At 35.3% G+C, this 22,196-nt stretch carries 19 protein-coding genes; 11 read left to right on the top strand and 8 right to left on the bottom strand.

Annotated elements, in window-relative coordinates:
• Together pxpB and AC1B0Z_RS04730 are read left to right on the top strand one after the other, a co-directional pair.
• Positions 1 to 732 carry a 5-oxoprolinase subunit PxpB gene (pxpB, locus tag AC1B0Z_RS04735; protein WP_483794402.1) on the top strand — a complete coding sequence of 244 codons (732 nt, stop codon included), beginning with the start codon at positions 1 to 3 and terminating at the stop codon, positions 730 to 732.
• Positions 725 to 1,576, top strand: a complete 852-nt coding sequence (locus AC1B0Z_RS04730; protein WP_483794401.1) for a 5-oxoprolinase subunit C family protein — start codon at positions 725 to 727, stop codon at positions 1,574 to 1,576. Before pxpB ends, AC1B0Z_RS04730 begins: the two co-directional genes overlap by 8 nt.
• Here the strand turns inward: AC1B0Z_RS04730 and deoC are convergent.
• Positions 1,566 to 2,309 (bottom strand): deoxyribose-phosphate aldolase, encoded by a 744-nt coding sequence (gene deoC / locus AC1B0Z_RS04725; protein ID WP_483794400.1) that lies wholly within the window; start codon positions 2,307 to 2,309, stop codon positions 1,566 to 1,568. The genes AC1B0Z_RS04730 and deoC overlap by 11 nt on opposite strands.
• Before the next feature lie 310 nt (positions 2,310 to 2,619).
• Positions 2,620 to 5,223 carry an ATP-dependent chaperone ClpB gene (gene clpB, locus AC1B0Z_RS04720; protein ID WP_483794399.1) on the bottom strand — a complete coding sequence of 868 codons (2,604 nt, stop codon included), beginning with the start codon at positions 5,221 to 5,223 and terminating at the stop codon, positions 2,620 to 2,622.
• Between the two features lie 400 nt (positions 5,224 to 5,623).
• Between clpB and ytxJ the strand changes: the two genes are divergently transcribed.
• The 6 genes from ytxJ (at position 5,624) to AC1B0Z_RS04690 (ending at position 12,845) form a co-directional block, all read left to right on the top strand.
• Positions 5,624 to 6,013 carry a bacillithiol system redox-active protein YtxJ gene (ytxJ, locus tag AC1B0Z_RS04715; RefSeq protein WP_483794398.1) on the top strand — a complete coding sequence of 130 codons (390 nt, stop codon included), beginning with the start codon at positions 5,624 to 5,626 and terminating at the stop codon, positions 6,011 to 6,013.
• A gap of 14 nt (positions 6,014 to 6,027) precedes the next feature.
• Positions 6,028 to 6,435, top strand: coding sequence for a gamma-glutamylcyclotransferase family protein (locus AC1B0Z_RS04710; protein WP_483794397.1), 408 nt, complete (start codon positions 6,028 to 6,030; stop codon positions 6,433 to 6,435).
• Positions 6,422 to 8,110, top strand: a complete 1,689-nt coding sequence (locus tag AC1B0Z_RS04705) for an RluA family pseudouridine synthase (RefSeq protein WP_483794396.1) — start codon at positions 6,422 to 6,424, stop codon at positions 8,108 to 8,110. The genes AC1B0Z_RS04710 and AC1B0Z_RS04705 overlap by 14 nt, the downstream gene beginning before the upstream one ends.
• A gap of 374 nt (positions 8,111 to 8,484) precedes the next feature.
• Positions 8,485 to 9,450 carry a Rossmann-fold NAD(P)-binding domain-containing protein gene (locus tag AC1B0Z_RS04700; RefSeq protein ID WP_483794395.1) on the top strand — a complete coding sequence of 322 codons (966 nt, stop codon included), beginning with the start codon at positions 8,485 to 8,487 and terminating at the stop codon, positions 9,448 to 9,450.
• A gap of 2 nt (positions 9,451 to 9,452) precedes the next feature.
• Positions 9,453 to 10,571 carry an aminotransferase class I/II-fold pyridoxal phosphate-dependent enzyme gene (locus AC1B0Z_RS04695; protein WP_483794394.1) on the top strand — a complete coding sequence of 373 codons (1,119 nt, stop codon included), beginning with the start codon at positions 9,453 to 9,455 and terminating at the stop codon, positions 10,569 to 10,571.
• Positions 10,572 to 10,886: 315 nt separating this feature from the next.
• On the top strand, positions 10,887 to 12,845 hold the full coding sequence (locus AC1B0Z_RS04690; RefSeq protein WP_483794393.1) for a glycoside hydrolase family 9 protein: 1,959 nt from the start codon (positions 10,887 to 10,889) through the stop codon (positions 12,843 to 12,845).
• 123 nt (positions 12,846 to 12,968) lie between these two features.
• Here the strand turns inward: AC1B0Z_RS04690 and AC1B0Z_RS04685 are convergent, their stop codons facing one another.
• From AC1B0Z_RS04685 to fahA, 3 genes are all read right to left on the bottom strand, one after another.
• Positions 12,969 to 14,156, bottom strand: coding sequence for a hypothetical protein (locus AC1B0Z_RS04685; RefSeq protein WP_483794392.1), 1,188 nt, complete (start codon positions 14,154 to 14,156; stop codon positions 12,969 to 12,971).
• Positions 14,157 to 14,461: 305 nt separating this feature from the next.
• A complete protein-coding gene (locus AC1B0Z_RS04680) occupies positions 14,462 to 14,989 on the bottom strand; it encodes a hypothetical protein (protein ID WP_483794391.1) in 528 nt (175 codons plus the stop codon).
• 257 nt (positions 14,990 to 15,246) lie between these two features.
• Positions 15,247 to 16,536: a fumarylacetoacetase gene (gene fahA / locus AC1B0Z_RS04675; RefSeq protein ID WP_483794390.1), complete on the bottom strand. Its 1,290-nt coding sequence runs from the start codon at positions 16,534 to 16,536 to the stop codon at positions 15,247 to 15,249.
• A 193-nt stretch (positions 16,537 to 16,729) separates the two neighbouring features.
• Here fahA and glyA point away from each other — a divergent pair, with 193 nt between their 5' ends.
• Positions 16,730 to 18,001, top strand: coding sequence for a serine hydroxymethyltransferase (glyA, locus tag AC1B0Z_RS04670; protein WP_483794389.1), 1,272 nt, complete (start codon positions 16,730 to 16,732; stop codon positions 17,999 to 18,001).
• A 452-nt stretch (positions 18,002 to 18,453) separates the two neighbouring features.
• Here glyA and AC1B0Z_RS04665 read toward each other — a convergent pair whose 3' ends face one another.
• From AC1B0Z_RS04665 to AC1B0Z_RS04655, 3 genes are read right to left on the bottom strand one after another with little or no spacing between them, the layout of a single operon-like run.
• On the bottom strand, positions 18,454 to 18,876 hold the full coding sequence (locus tag AC1B0Z_RS04665) for a hypothetical protein (RefSeq protein WP_483794388.1): 423 nt from the start codon (positions 18,874 to 18,876) through the stop codon (positions 18,454 to 18,456).
• A 3-nt stretch (positions 18,877 to 18,879) separates the two neighbouring features.
• Positions 18,880 to 19,308 (bottom strand): helix-turn-helix domain-containing protein, encoded by a 429-nt coding sequence (locus AC1B0Z_RS04660; protein WP_483794387.1) that lies wholly within the window; start codon positions 19,306 to 19,308, stop codon positions 18,880 to 18,882.
• Positions 19,301 to 19,807, bottom strand: a complete 507-nt coding sequence (locus tag AC1B0Z_RS04655; RefSeq protein ID WP_483794386.1) for a hypothetical protein — start codon at positions 19,805 to 19,807, stop codon at positions 19,301 to 19,303. Before AC1B0Z_RS04655 ends, AC1B0Z_RS04660 begins: the two co-directional genes overlap by 8 nt.
• Before the next feature lie 300 nt (positions 19,808 to 20,107).
• Between AC1B0Z_RS04655 and AC1B0Z_RS04650 the strand changes: the two genes are divergently transcribed.
• Complete coding sequence (locus AC1B0Z_RS04650) at positions 20,108 to 21,514, top strand: M20/M25/M40 family metallo-hydrolase (protein WP_483794385.1); 1,407 nt, start codon at positions 20,108 to 20,110, stop codon at positions 21,512 to 21,514.
• Positions 21,515 to 21,522: 8 nt separating this feature from the next.
• Positions 21,523 to 22,077 (top strand): hypothetical protein, encoded by a 555-nt coding sequence (locus AC1B0Z_RS04645; protein WP_483794384.1) that lies wholly within the window; start codon positions 21,523 to 21,525, stop codon positions 22,075 to 22,077.
• Positions 22,078 to 22,196 lie beyond the last annotated feature (119 nt).

Genomic DNA, 22,196 nt, shown 5'->3' with positions numbered 1-22,196 from the left:
ATGGGTTACAAATTAAACTATATACGTTTTGGCGCATCTGCAATTCTAATTGAATGGCCTCAAAAGATTACAACGTCTATTCTGGATGATATACTTTTGTATAAGCGCAAAATAGAGCAATCCAATCCATCTTCCCTACAGTATATCAATCATGCTTATGCATCAATATTATTGCATTTTGATAAAGAAATTCTTGATTTTCCATCAGAAATTAAAACCCTTGAAGCTATATACGCGAAATCTGATGTAAGTCGGGATGTTACTAGAAAACTATGGAAAATACCTGTATGTTATGATAAGCGTTTCGGTATTGATTTGGGAGATTTTTCAAAGGAAAAAAATATAGAAATCGATGACATCATTCAACGCCACGCATCTCCAATTTATACTGTTTTTTTTATAGGGTTTTTACCTGGGTTTTTGTATTTGGGAGGTTTGGACAAAACACTTTATTTACCAAGGCGGTCATCACCAAGATTAAAAATCCCCAAGGGATCGGTTGCGATAGGAGGTCAGCAAACAGGAATTTACCCTAGTGAAAGCCCAGGAGGTTGGCATATTATCGGTAACTGTCCATTGGATTTTTTTAACGCAACTAAAGAGGAGCCTTGTTTTGCCAAAGCCGGTGATAGTCTTAGGTTCTACTCTGTTTCACTAGAAGAATACAATACCATACAGGCTTCGGTTGAAAATGGTAGTTATCAAATAGAAAACAAGGTGTTGCATGGTTGAAGTATTAAATAAAGGCTTTTACACTACAGTTCAAGATTTAGGAAGACAAAAACACCAAAACCTTGGTGTGCCTATATCAGGGGTTATGGACCAAAGAGCGGCTAGATTAGCTAATGCAATGGTAGGGAATTATGAAAATGAAGCTGTTCTTGAAATTACTATGAGCGGACCTAAACTTAATTTTGAAACAGCATCGGTAATCGCCGTAACAGGAGCAAACATGAGCCCTTTATTAAATGGAAAACCAATAAAGAATAATCGATTTCATTTAATAAAAAAAGATGATGTATTGAGTTTTGGAAGATTAATTTCTGGTTTTAGGTGTTATTTGGCAGTTTCAGGTGGGTTTCAAACCAAAATAGTTTTAGGCAGCAGAAGTATGTACCAAGGCATTACTTCAAAATTCAAAATTGAAAAAGGAGATATTCTTGAAATACAACAGGTAAAAAGTTCTTCTGTTCAAAAACATAATTCAGGATTAAGAGTTGATGAAGACTACATAAATGATTCTATAATCTCCGTTTATAAAGGGCCGGAATTTGATCAACTGAAGGATTCTCAAAAAGAACGATTATTTTCCAAACCGTTTACGATTTCAAAGGATAATAACAGAATGGCTTATCAGCTAGAAGAGCAGGTAGACAATAATTTAAACCCTATTATAACATCACCAGTATTACCAGGAACGGTACAATTAACACCATCGGGGGAATTGATTATTTTAATGCGTGATTGTCAAACTACAGGTGGATACCCGAGAGTTTTGCAACTAACTGCATCTGGAATAAATACTTTAGCTCAGAAGTATACTGGAAAAACTATTAATTTTATACTTAAAGTTTAACCTTAATATCTTTAAGTACCTCAAGTGATACTTCACTTTTTTGTGAGGTTTCCATGTAGCGTCTATAAATCTTAGAATTTCGCTTTTGAAGTGTGTCTTTTTCAGGTCGTAGAACAGTTGACGTTCCTATTCTATCTGCACCAGATTCTAGGTATTTTACCGCTGTTTCAAAATCTGAAACACCTCCGGATGCTTTAACTTTTGCTCTATCTTTTACGGTCTTTTTCATAATTTTCACCGCAGTAAATGTAGCACCACCAGAGGCAAATCCAGTAGAGGTTTTTACAAAATCGGCATTGGCATCAACCGCTATTTCGCAAGCTTTAACAATTTCGTTCTTGTTTAACTCCGAAATCTCTATAATAACCTTTAAGGTTGTGTCTCCTACTGCACGCTTCACATCAGATATATCTCTTAACACTGAGACATAATTTCTACTTTTAAGATATCCAAGGTTGATTACCATATCTATTTCATCTGCACCGTCCTCTATGGCATTTAACGCTTCAGATATTTTACTTTTTGTAGACATAGCCCCCAGTGGAAAACCTACTACCGTACATACTTTTACATCGGTGTCCTTAAGAAGTTCTTTGGCGAATTTTACGTAAGTTCCATTAACGCAAACTGAAAAGTATGTATTGGCTTTAGCTATCTTACACACATTGATGATATCTCTTTCTGTAGCAGTCGCTTTTAAAAATGCGTAATCAATATAATTAGATAAATTCATAAAATAAAAGTAGATTTCCTTTAAACATTAATACTCTTTCATATGTTCTTATTGGGGCGATAAGACTGCTGTGAAATTAAAAATTTAAGACTAAACGGAGAGGTGCCGTTTTATATTTTTATCAACAGATTAATAAACATTTAAAAGTAAACATTATTACATAGGATAGTGGATTTTTAGCATTTTATTCGATGAATGGAATTATTATTTGGGTTTATATCCTATATAATGAACTGGTAAAGAAAAAGCAACGTTCATCAATTAAGATTCCCGCTGCTTTTCAAACTAACCAACCAAACTAAACTTATCTTTATATTTCTTCTACTAGGTCGCTTTGATTTCTAAAAACTAACATGTCGTCAAAGGCATCCAACAGAATGATACTATCCGTTGTTACTTTGCCCGCTAAAATCTCTTTGCTCAAAGCATTCAGTACTTCTTTTTGTATCACGCGTTTTACTGGTCGCGCACCATATTCAGGGTTATAACCTTTATCCGCTAGGTAACTTACCGCTTCTTTTGTAGCATCAAAAGTGATGTTTTGTTGTCCTAACATTTTAGTCACGCTTTTCAATTGTAAGCCAACAATATCTACGATATTTTCCTTACTTAATGGTGTAAACATTACAGTATCGTCAATCCTGTTTAAAAATTCAGGACGTACACTTTGTTTTAGTAATGCCAGCACATCAACCTTAGCGGCTTCAATGGCAGACGCTATATCTTTTGTCGCCTCAAAACGCTCTTGTATGATGGTGCTTCCCATATTTGACGTCATGATGATTATTGTATTTTTAAAATCGGCTACACGTCCTTTGTTATCCGTTAAATGCCCTTCATCCAATACTTGTAATAGTATATTAAATGTGTCTGGGTGTGCCTTTTCAATTTCATCAAGTAACACTACGGAATAGGGTTTGCGTCTCACAGCTTCTGTTAATTGTCCGCCTTCATCATAACCTACATATCCTGGAGGTGCACCAACCAATCTGCTTACTGCATGTCGTTCTTGATACTCGCTCATGTCAATTCTTGTCATTGCACTTTCATCGTCAAACAAATATTCTGCTAAAGCCTTCGCTAACTCTGTTTTACCAACACCTGTTGTTCCCAGGAAAAGAAACGTTCCAATCGGTTTTTGTGGATTCTGTAACCCTGCGCGACTGCGTCTTACAGCGTCACTAACGGCTTCAATAGCTTCTTCTTGTCCTACCACACGTTTGTGCAATTCGTCTTCTAGTTTCAAGAGTTTCTCACGCTCACTTTGTAACATTTTAGTTACTGGGATTCCTGTCCACTTTGCAACTACTTCAGCAATATCATCATAGGTTACCTCTTCTTTTATCAAAGAGTTCTCAGATTGCTCCTGTAATTGTTTTTGATACACTTCCAGTTGCTCTTGAGCTTGCTTGATTTTGCCATAACGCAATTCTGCCACCTTGCCATAATCGCCCTCACGTTCTGCCTTTTCAGCTTCCAGTTTGTAGTTTTCAATATCTTGTTTTGTGTTCTGGATATTGTCTACTACTTCTTTTTCACTCTTCCATTTGGCGTTTAGTTCATTGCGCTGTTCTTTCAAATTTGCCAAATCAGCTCTTAAGGATTTTAACTTCGTCTCATCTTTTTCACGTTTAATGGCTTCAATCTCAATTTCTAACTGCATGATCTTTCTATCCAAAACATCTAATTCTTCTGGCTTTGAATTGATTTCCATACGCATTTTAGAGGCCGCTTCATCCATAAGGTCGATAGCCTTATCTGGTAAAAAACGGTTTGTAATATAACGTTGTGATAATTCTACAGCACCAATAATGGCGTCGTCTTTTATACGCACCTTGTGGTGTGTTTCATACTTTTCCTTGATACCTCTTAATATTGAAATAGCACTTTCGGTGTCAGGCTCATCAACCATAACTTTTTGGAAACGACGTTCTAGCGCTTTGTCTTTTTCAAAATACTTTTGATACTCATCTAAAGTGGTTGCACCAATGGCTCTTAATTCGCCGCGTGCTAAGGCGGGCTTTAATATGTTTGCTGCATCCATAGCACCTTGTCCGCCACCTGCGCCCACTAAAGTGTGGATTTCATCAATAAACAGTACAATATCGCCATCGCTTGTTGTTACTTCTTTAATAACTGCTTTAAGTCGCTCTTCAAACTCACCTTTGTATTTGGCGCCAGCTATAAGTGCGCCCATATCTAAGGCAAAAATTTGTTTTTCCTTTAGGTTTTCTGGGATGTCCCCATCTATAATTCTATGCGCTAAACCTTCGGCAATCGCTGTTTTACCTGTTCCGGGCTCTCCAACCAAAATTGGGTTGTTTTTTGTTCTTCGGGATAGAATTTGAAGAATGCGTCTTATTTCCTCATCCCGACCAATTACAGGATCTAACTTACCCTCTCTAGCCAGTTGATTTAAGTTCTTAGCATATTTATTGAGTGAATTGTAAGTGTCTTCCTGACTTTGAGAGGTTACATTTTCGCCTTTACGCAATTCTTCAATAGCTGTTTTTAATCCTTTTTCGGTTACGCCTTGGTCTTTTAGCATTTGCGCAATTTTGCTATTTGATTTAAAAACCGCAATTAGTAAATGCTCTACAGATACGTAATCATCCTTCATCTTTTTAGCGATGATGGAAGCTTCGTTTAGGGTTTTTCCAGCTTCACGCGATAGCATAAGATCTGTTCCAGAAACTTTTGAGAAACTTTCCAGTTGCTTATCTAAGGCTTGTTTTAGTATTGAAACGTTTACATTTAATTTTTTTAAAATAAATGGTAGTACGTTTTCATCTACCTCAAAAATACCTTTAAATATATGTTCGTTTTCAATTTGTTGATGCCCATAACCTTGCGCTATTTGTTGCGCCTCTTGTATGGCTTCTTGGGACTTTATGGTATAATTATTAAAATTCATAGTTGTATTGTGTTGTTTTCTTTTTCGTTAACTTTACGGCTATGATAGGTCAATAATCTTACCACTTCTAAAAACATCTAGTTTTAAGACAAAATGTCTTAAATTTATTTAAAACGGGTGACGTTTAGTCAGTTGTAAGTTTTAAAATTATAAGCGACCTAAAGTATTGAGTAAGCACATAAAAGTGGTGCGTTAGGGATTGAGGAATACTTCGGCTGCGTTCAGCACAGGTTTGTTGAAGCTCCCCGACGCAGGAGGGAGCGACTCCCGAAAGCCTGCCTGCCGTTAGGCAGGCCCGACCCCACCTGCACTGAGCGCGTCGAAGTGTTGTGGGTAACGCCCTAAACTTTATGCAATTTAATGAGAGATGCGTCGTTTTAATTACAATGAATAGCAATTTATGGGATTATTAAAAAAAATTTTTGGAGGCGAGAAAGTGGCTAAGGAAGAAAAGATATTGCCTTGGATTCCCTTGAATGACCTCAAACAAATAGACTATATTAAGCAGAAATCTAGTATAAAAGCACAGGTGATTTTTAAACATTCTACGCGCTGTGGCATTAGTAGTATGGTGCAACGCCAGTTTATTAATGACTATAATTTTAGCGAGAAAGAATTGGATTTGTACTACTTGGATATTTTGAGTTACCGAAAACTATCTGATGAGGTTGGATATAAGTTTCAACTGATACATGAATCACCGCAATTATTAGTAGTACGAAATGGCGAGTTGGTGGCACACGCTTCTCACGGGCAGATTAATCAGGTAGATTTAAGTAGATTTGTGTAAACCATTAGCTTTTTTTGAAATCTGATTACCTTTTTGTTTACGGGACTTTACAGAAAGAAGTGGACAATTTTATGTCCAAATTTTTAATGCAACACGCTGAAGTTGTAGGTAAAGGTTTTATGTATGGTAAGCTTTATAAAATTTCGTGGTTTCCAGGTGTGTTGAAATCTGCTTTTACGAATGATAAAGTGCATGGCACTGTTTTTAAATTGAAATCTGCTTTTGATGTTTTTAAAACTCTGGATGAATATGAGGGGTTTTATAAAGATGATATCGCTTCAAGCTTGTTTAAAAGAGTACAAACTGAAGTTTTTATTAAAAATGATGATGCTATTGACGCATGGGTGTATCTTTACAACCAGAATATTACGGACGAACAGCAAATTAGTTCTGGGGATTTTTTAAAAGATGCCAAATATTAAATTTACCGATACGTTTTTTCATCCTTTTGATGTTGATGAAGCCAAGGCTTTACCCAAAAAATTCACTTACCCTTTTTATTATGAACCGCATTCGTTGAGCATTCTTGCAGCACAAGACTTACAGCAATATTTAGAGTGTCAAGCCGATTTTGAACATAATTTTGGTTTAAAATCTGACGCCAAAGGTTTAGTGATAGGCAAGATGTTTGGGGTGATGGTGGTGCGGGACAAAAACGGAAAATTAGGATATTTAGCTGCGTTTTCTGGGAAGCTGGCCGAAAGCAATTACCACAGCGGTTTTGTGCCTACAGTTTACGATACGCTTGATGAAAACGGATTTTATAAAAAAGGGGAAGCTGAATTAAATAGGTTAAATGCAGAAATTGAAGTTTTAGAAACTGAACCAGATTTTGATGAGGCGCAACGTTTTTTAAGACAATGTGAATTAGATTATGATACGGAACTTAAAGCATTTAAAATAAAACTTAAAGCAGCAAAAAAGGCAAGAAAAGCACAACGCGAAAATAGTGCAAGCACATTATCTTCAGATGCCTATGAAGTTTTACTCGAAGATTTAAAAAAGCAAAGTATTTACTATCATTTTCGGTTAAAAGATTTAAAGACGGATTGGGATGCTAAAATTGAAAAGGCAAAGGCTAAAGTTGATAGTTTTATAGCTGCGATTGAGGCTTTAAAAGAAAAACGAGCCAATTTATCTGCTACTTTACAAAAACGCTTGCATGAACAATATCGCTTTTTGAATGCTAAAGGTGAAACTAAAGATTTGCTAGATATTTTTGATGATGCGCAGATACCGCCGCCTGCGGGTTCTGGGGAGTGTGCAGCACCAAAGTTATTTCAATATGCTTATGAGAATGATTTAAAACCTATAGCGATGGCTGAGTTTTGGTGGGGCGCCTCACCAAAATCTGAAGTGCGGAAACACAAACAATTTTATCCATCTTGCCGTAGTAAATGCGAGCCCATTTTGGGGCACATGATGCGAGGGTTAATAGTGGAAGATAATCCTATTGGTGTCATTGCCGAGTATAAAGCACCATTAGATATTGTGTATGAAGACGAGTATCTGTTATTAGTAAATAAACCCCATGAGTTTTTATCGGTTCCGGGAAAGCATATTCAAGAATCAGTATTAACTAGAATGCGTCGTTATTTACCAAAAGCCAAAGGGCCATTATTGGTACATCGTTTAGATATGTCCACTTCTGGATTGCTATTAGTGGCCAAAAACGAAAAAACGCATAAAAACCTCCAAAAGCAGTTCATGGAACGAACCATAACAAAACGATATGTTGCATTGTTGGATGGGGAAATTTCTAAAAAAGAAGGTGTAATAGCTTTGCCTTTACGCGTAGATTTGGATAACCGCCCACAACAATTGGTATGTTACGAGCATGGTAAACCTGCCAAAACAAAATTTGAAGTTATTGCTGTTGAAAATGGCAAAACTAGAATTTATTTTTATCCCATTACAGGACGCACGCATCAATTACGGGTGCATGCGGCGCATGTGAATGGTTTAAATTGCCCCATGGTTGGAGATGATTTATATGGTAAAAAGGGGGCGCGACTATTTTTGCACGCAGAGCGTATTGCATTTACACACCCTGTAAAACAAAAAGTGATGGAGGTATTTTGTGAGACGCCTTTTTAGCATTTTCTTATTACCTTTAATTTGATCCCAGATCTTCTAAAAATATTATAAATGCGTGTTTTGTATTCGCAGAATCACTTTTATTGCCTGTAAATGCCGACCAGAGTGCGCTAACTTTCAAAGTTAAAAACCCAAGCTTCGCCTGGTGAACGCAGTTGTTTATAACATCTGTAACAGGAACTATATCTAATCGATGGCTAGCATTTAAACACAGGTACCATATTTTAAAATAATACCATATATTTGTAACAGGAGAACATTAGACACGTTTCTTGTGTTGAGCTTTTTTCTAACATTAGAGAAGATTTTGGGAAATTAGCCTCGTTCTTGCACAATTTTGTGCTACTCTAATAAAATTAAAATTTTATTAGAAAATGAGTTCAGAATCACCTACCGTTTTTACGCTTGAGCAAATCATTGATTGTTTAAAAAATCAAGATCTTATTTCTATTATTGAGGAAGGGTTTATTGCACTTTCTTCTGAAAAAGCTATTGTTCCACCTGTTGGAGAATTACTATTTCACAAACAAGATGGGGAAACACACATCAAATACGGCTACATTCTTGACCAAGAGTTTTATGTGATAAAAATAGCATCTGGTTTTTATCAAAACCCAAAAATAGGGTTAAAATCAAGTCAAGGGCTACTATTGGTTTTTAGCCAGCAAACAGGTGTTCTTAAAGCTATTTTATTAGATGAAGGCTACCTAACCGACATTCGAACGGCCATTGCAAGCATGATTACTCTTAAATATTTGTCCCCAAAGGAAATTACAGGTATTGGCATTATTGGTACTGGCATTCAGGCAAAACTTCAATTAGAATATCTCCACACCATTACCTCTTGTAAAAATATAGTGGTATGGGGCAGAACAAAGGAAAACCTAAACGATTTTAAAACCTACTTTAAAGATACTGACTACAACATTACCATAGCTTCTTCTGCAGAAGAAGTTGCTGAAAAATGTAATGTAATTATTACCACCACTCCATCTAAAGAACCACTACTTTACGCATCACAAATTAAAAAAGGCACACACATCACAGCCATTGGTTCTGACACTTCTGAGAAAATTGAATTAGATCCGAACATCCTTAAAAAAGCAGATGTAATAGTTGCGGATAGCATAGCACAATCCAAAACAAGAGGCGAAATTTTTAAAGCTCGACAAGCCAATTGTTTAAATGAAGATAAATTGATTGAATTAGGAAATCTAATTCAAAACTCTGGTTTAGGTAGAAAAGATGACACACAAATAACTGTAGCTGACTTAACAGGAGTTGCTGTTCAAGATATTATGATAGCTACAGCAGTAATTAACAATACTAAAAATAAATAACTATGAACATAAGAATTTTTGACTTAGAACGTATTCAATCTTTATACGAAAATACTGTTCCAATTAATTTAACCGAAAGTGGGTTTCATCCATACACACTAGAAGAGCTATTAACCGAAGACCAAATAAAAATGCTCACTTCAACCGTTTTGGGTTATGGGCAAACCAATGGTTCTATTCCTTTAAGACAAACTATTTCAAAACTTTATCCAAATTGTAATGAAGATAATATTTTAGTTACTAACGGTTCTGCCGAAGCAAATTTTATTGCTTGCCATACCATACTTGAACCTGGAGATGAAGTTGTAATGATGGTACCCAACTATATGCAAATTTGGGGTATTGTTGAGGAAATGGGCTGCACACCTAAAAAATTCCACTTAAGAGAAGAAAATAATTGGAAACCAGATTTAGAAGAGTTAGCATCTAAAATGAATGCTAAAACTAAAATGATAGCTTTATGCAATCCTAATAATCCTACAGGTTACGTATTAACCGAAGATGAAATGAAAGCCATAGTTGATATTGCAAAAAAACATGATGCTTGGATTTATTGTGATGAAATTTATAAAGGTGCAGATTTAGATGGATTAGAAAAACCTAGCTTTTATGGCATGTACGATAAGGTTATGGTTAATGGAGGACTTTCCAAAGCTTACGCATTACCTGGGTTACGATTAGGTTGGTTAACAGGTCCTGAAGAATTAATAGCAGACACCTGGGCTTATCACGATTATACTTCAATAACTGCAGGAATATTAAGTCATAAAATAGGTGATATTGTCTTAAAGTCCGAAAAAAGAAAAGAAGTCCTTCAAAGAAATATTTCTATGCTCAACGAAAATCTTAAAATAACTCAAGATTGGGCAAATGAGCATGGAGATTTATTAGAATTTGTACCGCCAAAAGCAGGAGGAATGGTATTTATTAAATATAAATACCCCATTAACTCCACAGAATTGTCAGATTGGTTGCGATTAGAAAAAGGAGTTTTTATTTTGGCAGGAGATGTTTACGGCATGGACAACCATTTTAGAATAGGTATTGGAGCAGAAAAGAAAGATCTTATAAAAGGTTATAAAATTCTTACTGATGCTTTAAAAGAACGATTTGGTGTTTAAAAAAAGAGTAGCAACTTATAAAAAATAATAGCCAAATAAAATGCTCCATTTATATGAAGCTTTGTCAACTTTTTGGCGTACTTGATAAGTGGATCGATGGCTGATAGTTTTTTATAAAAAAATCAATCAAGGGCTAAACAACAAAGGTAAATCAGATGTATATGTTCTAATTAATCGAACTGAGATCTGGATTGTGAATAACTGTATTTTTTTAGTTAATAAATTCAACTTATCTTTAAGGAATCTTTTATAAGAAACAAATTAAGACCTACTTAAATTAAAACCAAATTTTAATAATTTTTACCCCCAAATCTTATGAAATCAAAATTACTTTTTACAATTTTTCTATTTAATGCATTGATATCTATTGCGCAATCTATAGACATCAGGTATAACCAGCTAGGTTATTTTAATGAAAGATCTAAAATTATCAGCTTAACATCTACGAGTACTTTCACACCCCAATCATTTTCTGTTATTGACAGTAACAACAGTCTTGTGATTTCTGGTACTTCGGAGGCAGTTAGATACTGGGGTGATGCACAAGAATATGTTTCAAAAATTGATTTGTCTGCCATCTCTACAGAAGGCGTTTACAGACTTCAAACAAATAATGAAGAGATAACATTTAATATAGGTGCTGATATTTATGAATCTTTATCAGAGGCAAGTTTAAAGTATTATTATTACAATAGAGCATCTTCTGCTATCTCTTCAACTCATGGAGGTATTCATGCTAGAAATTTAGGACATCCAGATACTAATGTTCGCGTGCATAGTTCGGCTGCTTCAGCTTCCAGACCTACAAACACTGTTATTTCAGCACCAAAAGGATGGTACGATGCTGGTGATTATAACAAATACATTGTAAATAGTGGTATTTCAACATATACGCTTTTAGCGGCTTTCGAACATTTTGAAGAATACTACAAAGCAAAAGCAATTTTTATTCCAGAAACTGGTGGTGCATTACCTGATATCTTGGATGAAGTAAAATGGAATTTAGATTGGATGTTGGCAATGCAAGAACCTGCAGATGGTGGTGTATATCATAAGCTCACGGGTTTCAATTTTTCTGGTAGAATAATGCCCGATCAGTATACTGCGCAGCGTTATGTAGTAGGCAAAAGTACGTCAGCAGCCTTGAACTTTGCTGCGGTTATGGCTGTAGCCTCTAGAGTTTATGCTGAGTATGAAACTGAATTACCAGGATATAGCGCTACGCTTTTAAACGCTGCAGAAGCCGCTTATGCATGGGCAGAAGCAAATCCTACTGAATATTTTACAAACCCTCCAAATGTTAATACTGGAGAATATGGTGATGGCGACGTTACTGATGAATTTCAATGGGCCGCTGTGGAGCTCTTCGTTACTACTGGAAATACAGATTATAGTAATGATATCAATATCTCTAGCATAGGCAATGGCACTCCAAGTTGGCAATACACCGACCCTTTGGCGTTAATATCAATATTGCACAATGATACCTCATTTGCTTCTAGTATTGTTAATTCAGCCAGAAACGTTTTTTTAAATACCGCCAATACTTTAAAGACTAGTGTTGAAAGTGGTGTAATGAATATTGCAATGGGTACCTCTAATTATGATTATGTATGGGGCAGTAACGGCGTAGCTGCAAATCAAATTGTACTGTTGATTAGGGCTTATGAATTGACCAATGACAATTCTTTTTTAGATGCGGCGTATGTGGCTGCAGATTATCTATTAGGTAGAAACGGTACAGGATATTGTTATGTTACAGGTTATGGAGATTTTCCAACAACGTACCCACATCATAGGGTTTCAGATGCTGACGGTGTAGCAGAACCAGTACCAGGAATGTTAAGTGGAGGTCCAAATCCAGGAAGACAGGATGGATGCTCTGGATATTTTAATACATCCAATGCAGGGTCTTATGTTGACGATTGGTGTTCATATGCTTCAAACGAGGTTACTATTAACTGGAATGCACCATTGGCTTACGCTGTAAACGCACTTAATTTCTATCAAAATGGTGCCACATTAAGTTCGGAAGAATTTAGTTTATTTCCGTCTAATGCTATAGTCGTATATCCTAATCCAACCAAAGGTGAAGTGAATATTAGTTCTGATAAAATAATAACATCAATAATTGTTTATGATACCCTCGGGCGAGTTGTAGATACCTTTAGCGAAACGAATTTTAATTTACCTAATGTAAAAGATGGTTTATACTATTTAAAAATTACTAATATAGATAACGAGACTTCTATTAAAACGATGCTAAAACAATAACATACCACAGTTGTTTTCCATGAGCATTATTTATAAGTTTAGATAGAGGTTATTTGCTGTATATTTCAATACTTTACGTTTTCGTATATTGTAAATGATATGAGTTTAAAGATGTTTTTATCTCTAAATTCTTGCTACTGCACTAGTATAAGAATTGATAACCTCTTTAAGTTGCATTTTTAAATCTTCTCCGGTATCAAAAATCATTTGTTCTTCGGTAGGGAAGGGTACCGCGCGAAGCTCTAAAAATGGAATTAAACTCGTGTCTAAAGCTCTTCTATCACCTCTTGAGGTGGCATAAATATGTTCAAAGATAAATTCGCTACTTATCGGGAAGGCGTCAACTAATTGGTTGTTACGCAAATCATAATATTCTACATTTCCCGTAATTTGTGAGGCTTTAAATTGTGTGAACTCGTAATATTCACAACGAACGGTTTTCATACGGTCTACCTTAATGGCATTGCCTAAACTGTCTTTTACAACTTTACCATTTTCAATTAAATCTTGCTTACCATCAGCAATTTGCTTCTCTTTAATAATTTGACGTTCCTTAATTTGCTCTGGAGAAATATTGATGTCTCTAAAGTTAACTTTCATATTAAAATCATAGTTCACTTTTTCTTCTGCGACGCTATGAAACTGCAGCCAGAACGTGTTAATACCATAGCTACTAAAGTTAAGTAAGTCGTTTTCCAAACGCGCGGGAATAATTTTTCCAGAATCGTTAATCATGTCTACAAGCACAAAATCAGTCCCTTTTTGGTGCGCCACGTTCATCAATTCACGTGTGTCTTTGTAATTAGGGTTAATATCTTCGATCTCACGAAGTTGATCGTATGCAGCCCTAATATCAAACTTATTATTAGAGTTTAATAAGGCTTGTGCATTGTTATACAATTGCAAAGATGCACTATTTCTGTAGGTAATAATCTCGTTGCTGTAATCGCTAAAATCAAATCGTATTTCATTGCCTTTTACGCGCAACGGCAGTAAAGGTTTTATGGCCTCTTGGCGGTTGTCTAAACTTACGTAAGCATCAAAAATACGCAAGTAGCTTTCTGGATTATTGTCTTTCTTTAAGAAGCGAATGTTTTCTAAATCTCGGGTATTAGCCTTATAATAGGCTTCTTCTAAAAGGATAATAATATCTGCTTTACCTTTTCTGTCCTTATTGATTTTTAACTTGCTTATGGCATCGTTTATGGCACGATCGTAATTGCCATAACTCATGGTTTTTTCCATTTGTCTTCGCGTACTGCAAGACATTAGGAAAACCAATACTAATACAGAAAGTAATATTTTTTTCATAGGTTAAAATTTAAAGGTTTGGGTTACCTGTTCAATTGTGGTGCCAAAATAGTGAATATATCTATGAAATACCAATAAACACGTTAAGATGTAAAAAACATTTTATTTTAGAAGGATTATTCTTTCTTTTTGAGTAATTTTGATTCTTTTTAGCCAATTTACGATACTCATTGTAGCGCATGAGTTTCCCCTCCTTGGAGGGGATTTAGGGGTGGGTTTTTAAGATTAAAATGCTATTTAAGCGAAGCTAAAAACACTACAAACTAATTTGAATATATGTTGAACAGTTGTTTAACTAGAACGCTTTATCCACCACATTCTGTGCAATTAAGTTTAATATTTGAGAATGTACCAGTTGCAGATTGACTGCCGTCAGAAACATTAAAACTACCAGATACTATTATTTTATCACCGTTTTGAGATTCATAATCATAAAATGATATGCTAATTGTACCAGAGTTTGCTTGGTATATAGTGCCATTATCAACACTTAATGTTGCATAAACACCAGCAGACATTGTAGGATCTATACTTATGGTTTCACCGGGTTGTAAATCTTTTGTTCCAATTTCTGTTGTATTATCTACTAGATTAATTGTAACGGTAACATCATTTAAACTATTAGTTGCAATTATTTCTGCAGATTCATTAAATCCTGATTCATAATTACTTCCCATTGCTGTACCAGAGGTGTTTTCTAATACAATTTCTGGCATGCCAGCAACATTTAAAGTTAGGTTTGCACTAGTCTCAATAATGGGTTCTGATTCGTCTTTTGAGCATCCATAAATTAGGCTAATGAGTAAGGATAGAAAAATAAGTTTTGTGTTCATAATTTATAAGTTTTATATGAACATCGTAAATGATATGATATGTCATCATACATTTTAAATAGAAAATAATTATAGGTTAGGTGAAGGCCAAAGCAAACAGACCCGCGTTAGGTATTGCAGTGATAGCTTTTGGCGAGGCGAGCATCGAGCCAAAACTACAAACGGAAAGCCCGATCCGATAGGGTAACGCCCAATTTTTCAATGTAATTCAGATGAAAATCGGAATTAATTTAATCAGGTTGCTTTTGGTTTAACTACTATTTCTTTTTGGGAGTAAAAACTGGGAGCAATTGCGTTTTAACCTGACCAAAACCAATACGCACATCATCATTTTCGCAATACCCACGCATTACAACCGTGTCGTAATCATTTATAAACTTACGAGACGTATTATCTTTAAGTTTTAAAGGTTTAGTGCCTTTCCAAGTTAATTCTAACATGGAACCATAAGAATCTTCAGTTGGACCAGAAATGGTGCCACTTCCCATCATATCACCAGAATTTACAGGGCAACCATTAACCGTATGGTGTGCTAATTGCTGTGCCATATTCCAGTACATGTGTTTAAAGTTGGTTTTACAAACTGTAGTTTCTTTTCCTCCTTTTGGAATAATACCAGCTTCTAAATGTATATCAAAACTGTGCTTGCCTTTGTTTTGAAGGTAAGATAATGGCTTAGGGTTTTGTTTTGGGCTTTCTACTCTAAATGGTTCTAAGGCGTCTAAGGTTACAATCCAAGGGGACATTGACGACGCAAAGTTTTTTCCAAGAAAAGGACCTAAAGGCACATATTCCCATTTTTGAATATCTCGAGCAGACCAATCGTTAAACACTACTAGTCCGAAGATGTATTCTTCGGCTTCTTCAATAGGTATTGGTTCACCCAAATCATTAGCATCTGTGGTAATAAAGGCCATTTCTAATTCAAAATCAATCATTTTACTAGGACCAAAAACAGGTTTTTTGGCGCCTTCAGGCATGGTTTGTCCTTGAGGTCTATGAATTGGTATATGGGTTGTAATGATAGAGGAGCTCCTGCCGTGATACCCAACAGGTAAATGCAACCAATTTGGCATTAAGGCATTATCCTCACCTCTAAACATAGTACCAACATTGGTAGCATGTTCTTTACTTGCATAAAAATCGGTATAGTCTCCAACATAAACCGGCATTTTCATCTCTATTTCATCCAAACGAAATAAAATACGTTCTTTATGTACCGTGTTATTTTTAAGAACAGGGTTTTCAGCATCAAAAATTTCGGCAATACGGTTTCTTACCAAACGCCATGTTTTACGGCCATCAGCAATAAAATCATTTAAAGTATCTTGAAGGAAGATATCATCCGTCAACGGTATGCCGTCAAAGTACCCAAGTTGGTGTAAGGCTCCTAAATCAATTGCTGTATCACCAATACGTGTTCCAATGGTGATAATATCATCTTTAGTTAGAAATACACCAAATGGTATATTCTGAATAGGAAAATCTGAATTTTTATTAACGTACAACCAAGAACTTCTATTGGGGTTATTTGCAGACAAAGACATGTTTTTCTTTTTTATTTTTATACTCAAACCTACGTAATTTTTTCATTTTAATAGAAAAAAAACAATAAAATATAAGTTTGTTTATAAGGTTGATAAATCGGTGTATAACTTGATAAGTAAATATATGTATTTTGATGTTTTTAAGTCTTGTATTTGTTATTTTTGCGCAATTATTTAACTACAATTTAATTTTATGCAACGCGACGAACAAATTTTTGAACTTATACAAGCTGAAAAAGAGCGCCAATTACATGGTATAGAACTTATAGCATCTGAGAATTTTGTAAGCGAACAGGTTATGGAAGCTGCAGGTTCAGTGTTAACCAATAAATATGCTGAGGGCTACCCTGGAAAGCGTTATTATGGCGGTTGCGAAGTGGTAGATGAGGTTGAGCAAATAGCCATAGACAGAGCAAAAACATTGTTTAATGCAGAATATGTAAATGTACAGCCACACTCTGGAAGTCAGGCAAACACTGCAGTATACCACGCATGCATAAAACCAGGCGATACCATTTTAGGTTTCGATTTGTCTCACGGTGGGCATTTAACACACGGCTCTCCCGTAAATTTTTCAGGACGTTTATATAAACCAGTGTTTTACGGTGTAGAAAAGGAAACAGGGGTATTGAATTACGATAAAATTCAAGAGATTGCCACTAAAGAGCAACCAAAATTAATTATTGCTGGAGCGTCGGCATATTCAAGAGATATAGATTTTAAGCGTTTTAGAGCAATTGCTGATAGCGTTGGGGCAATTTTATTGGCTGATATTTCGCATCCTGCGGGATTAATTGCTAAAGGTATTTTAAACGATCCGCTTCCGCATTGTCACGTGGTTACAACTACAACGCATAAAACATTAAGAGGACCAAGAGGCGGTATGATTATGATGGGGAAAGATTTTGAAAACCCTTTCGGTATCAAATTAAAGAATGGAAATCTTAGAAAAATGTCGTCGTTGTTAGATTCTGCGGTATTCCCAGGAAATCAAGGTGGCCCGTTAGAGCACATTATCGCAGCAAAAGCTATTGCATTTGGTGAAGCCTTAACCGATGATTTTTTAAACTACCAATTGCAAGTAAAAAAGAATGCATCAGCTATGGCCGAAGCATTAGTAGCTAAAGACTATCATATTATTTCTGGCGGAACGGATAACCACATGATGCTTATCGACCTTAGAAATAAAAACGTATCAGGTAAAGATGCAGAACAAGCTTTGGTAAAAGCAGATATTACAGCCAATAAAAACATGGTACCTTTTGATGATAAATCACCGTTTGTAACCTCTGGAATTCGCTTAGGTACAGCCGCCATCACTACGCGTGGGTGTAAAGAAGACGATATGGTTGCCATTGTAGAGTTAATCGATGAGGTTATTACAAACTTTGATGACGAAACCGTTTTAGAATCAGTAAAAGTACGAGTAAATGCCATGATGAAGGACAAACCTTTGTTTGTATAATTTAAAGTAAAGTTGTCATGCTGAACTCGTTTCAGCATCTCAGTATCTCAGCATCTATAAAATTTAAAATCCCGCCTTGTGTGGGATTTTTTTATGGCGTTACCCCGCAGAAAAAGCGGGGTCAGGCTATCCGCTATATCTTTTTATGGCGTCATTGCGAGGAGTGGGCGATGAAGCAATCTCATTAATTTTTAGACTAAACCTAAAAAATCTAGATATTTAAGCCATAAAAAGGATGCCGCTTCTATCCTTAACGCGATTATCTGCTGGCTTATGTTTTAAAATCTAAAAGAGGTTTTGTTTTTGGAGGGGTTGGTTTAAGGGTCTCTGCTATGAATAGTTGCGAGGGTTAGCACTTAACTTAGAAAGTGCATACAAAGCTGAAAATCCTTGAAGGTTTTCAGAAGCAGATGAGAATATGCAATTACTTATGGTATTGCTGGCTACCGTTTTTATTTTTTTATTTGCATATTAGGGTTAACGACAGGTAGAATAGCTCCATTTAAAAATGTACCTCTAAAAATTCCATACATAACTCCTCTAAGTGTAGAAATAGAAATAGAATTCAGCATAGTGATAACACCTTGAGGTAAATTTGGAGTATTTGCTTTCTCTTCAAAATATTGTTTGAAATTCTCAACATAGTATAAGCAACTTGCATTGACGTGACCTAATTTATCTTTAGAATTGTTGTCTAATACATCAATGTTTAGTGTAACTATAACTAATTCTTTTTCCAAATTAAAACTGTGTTGTGCCTGCAAATCAAATCCAAATACTGTATTTCCATCTATTCTATTCTTTGGTCTTACAATACTTGTATCAAGGATTTCGATACCTTTTATTTGAAAATTAAATGGTTTTTCTTCAGACATAATTTAAGCTTGATATTCTTTACAATTATTAGAAGAATTTGAGAAATTAATTTTGTTTGAATTTAAAATATAATCCAGACTACTAAATGAATCAAATCCATCTGTCTTGTTTTCTAAAATTGGGAAATTAAATTCGACAGTGATTTTTTGTTCTATCGTTTCAAAGAAATTAATTTCCAAAACTTCACCTATTTCAACTAAAGTGTCTTGAGTAAAATTATGAGTTCCACTTAACCATTTAGTTATAATGCTCGGGCTTTTCATATTTAGTGCTTCTAATAATTTGGTGTTATTCCACCCTTTTGCGTCCATAGCTTTGCGGATTTTCTCCGCATTAAGCATACGTTGTTCAATTTTTTTCATTTCTACAGGCGATATTTCTTCTAAAATATCGTCTATAAAGTCAAAATTTTCTTGCGCAGATTTATTCATAATTATAGTTTTCTATTGTTAAGTCACCTTCAAAATCTAAACCATCCTCACTAAACCAAATTTCCTTGTCTTGCATTTTTTCGGTAATAAGCTTTGATAAGTCTCTCAGAAAAAAATTTTGTTTCTCTAAATTTTCATCTTCTTGGAAAGTTCGAATAGATTTTGGTTTGTGGCCTCCACCACCAAGTATTACAATTTGAGAGCCATAACGAATACAATATAATCTTAAGTTACTATCTTCTCTGTCATACAAGGCGCAAACACCATCTCCAGGGTTACCTTCGTAAAGTTTAAAAAAGTCTTCTCTCATACCTGTTTTAAACCCCATAGTTTTTAAACGTCCAATTATATCTTTTATTTCACTTTTAAATGAATTATTGTTATCCATTACAAAGTTTTTGAACGCTGTTATTTCGTCGTCATCAATTAATATAGTATAAACAGAACCCTTTGGTCCGCTAAATTGTGGTATCTTAATTAATTGACATATCGAGAACATACGGTTTGCAAATATATAATAATTTTACTTATAAGTAAAATTTAATAATCCTTAAAAAATTTCAAATGTTTTTTTAGAGTAAAAAAAAGAAACAATATTAAATATCTGTTTATGAATAGAGTGAATTTAAATGGTAGCCAATGCTTTTAATGATATGCGTCCTCATAATAGTTTATATCCAACGCTAAACAAATTTATCGTTTTTTTCTGACAAATGATATTAATTTCTAAGCCTAAATTTTAAGATTTCTTTTAGGTATCCAAAGTTTCATAAGCCCTATATTTAAAACAAAAAATAACATGCGATTACTTACCTTATGTTTAATAGTACTTTTCACAGCATTACAGCTAAAAGCCCAAACCGATGAAGCCATTATTAAAGACATTTACAAAACGTCCTTAACCAACGGTAATAGTTACCAATGGTTAGATTATTTATCCAATCAAATCGGTGGGCGGTTATCAGGGTCTTACAATGCGGAGCGCGCGGTAAATTACACCAAAGAAGAATTAGAAAAACTAGGGTTGACCAAAGTATGGCTACAACCTGTTATGGTACCAAAATGGGTAAGAGGCGCAAAAGAATATGGCTATATTGAAACTGCGGAAGGAAAAACCAATACCGTAAATATATGTGCTTTAGGTGGTTCTGTTGCTACACCTGGATTAGGCGTTAAAGCATCTGTTGTAGAAGTTCAAAATTTTGAAGAGTTAGCAGCTCTTGGTGAGGAGAATATAAAAGGTAAGATTGTGTTTTACAATCGCCCCATGCAGGCTGATTTAATTCAAACATTTCAGGCTTATGGCGGTTGTGTCAATCAACGATACAAAGGCGCTGTAGAGGCTTCAAAATATGGGGCAGCGGGTGTGATAGTGCGGTCTATGAATTTACGTTTGGACGATTTACCGCATACTGGCAGCATGACGTATGACGATTTACCAAACGATAAACGTATTCCATCCGCAGCCATAAGTACCAACGATGCGGAGTTGCTAAGCAGTATGTTAAAATTGGATACAGATACTAAATTTTACTTTCGTCAACATTGTAAGCAACTAAAAGATGTACAATCCTATAACGTCATTGGGGAAATAAAAGGGAGTGAATTCCCAGATGAATACATCATAGTTTGTGGCCATTTAGATTCTTGGGATTTAGGAGATGGTTCGCACGACGATGGGGCAGGAGTGGTACAGTCTATGGAAGTATTACGTTTGCTGAAAGTAATGAATATAAAGCCTAAACGTACCATTAGAGTAGTATTGTTTATGAATGAGGAAAACGGATTACGAGGTGGAAATAAATATGCTGAAGAAGCAAAAGCGAAAGGCGAAAATCACATTTTTGCTTTAGAAAGTGATGCTGGCGGATTTACACCTAGAGGATTTTCTTTTGATTGTAATGACGCTAATTTCAACCAGATTTTAGGGTGGAAACATTTATTTAAACCCTATTTAATTCACTATTTTGAAAAGGGTGGCAGTGGTGCAGATGTTGGTCCGTTAAAAAGTACTGGAAATGTATTGGCAGGATTACGACCAGATTCACAACGCTATTTTGACCATCACCATGCGAGCAACGATACCTTTGATGCCGTAAACAAAAGAGAGTTAGAATTAGGAGCAGCAACCATGACGGCTTTGGTATATCTTTATGATACGTATGGTGTAAACCCTATCAATAACCCGACACAAATTAAAAACTAAAACATAAAATGAAAGCATATATTCTATTTTTAACTTTAAGCATTACTGCATTATCAATGGCACAAGACACAGAAAAATTACCATACTACGAAATACCAGAAGCTGCTGAAAGCTATACTGCGGGAACTGCCGTTTCAAGAATGATTGATGGTTTAGGGTTTCGTTATTATTGGGCTACCGAAGGCTTAAGACCTGAAGATTTGGCGTATAAACCCAGCGAATCAGGGAGAACTTCTGAAGAGACTATTGACCATTTGTACGGGTTGTCAAATTTTATTTTGAGTACGATTATAAAAGATTTTAAGCCTGTGGATGGTAAAGCAATGACGTTTGAACAAAAACGAAAGCAAACCCTATTGAATTATAAAACGGCTTCTGATATTTTAATGGCTACTGATGATATATCAAAATTTGATAATAACAGATTTCCATTTTGGAATGTTATAAATGGCCCAATTGCGGATGCGTTATGGCATTGCGGGCAAGTGGTAATGTTGCGTCGTGCTTCAGGAAATCCGTTCAATTCTAAAGTAAGTGTGTTTGCTGGAAAGTTGAGGGATTAGTTTGAAACGCGTCTCGATTAAGAAAGTTTATGTCAGTTTGAATGATTTTTGCAAATAATCGTATCGAAAACAAATAAATTTTCACATCAAAAGCTTCTCGATACATCACGCTAAGGCGT

Source organism: Hyunsoonleella sp. J2K-J805 (assembly GCF_057167125.1).
Note: the sequence above shows the minus strand (reverse complement) of the source record. Positions and strands in the feature narration are given on the sequence as shown.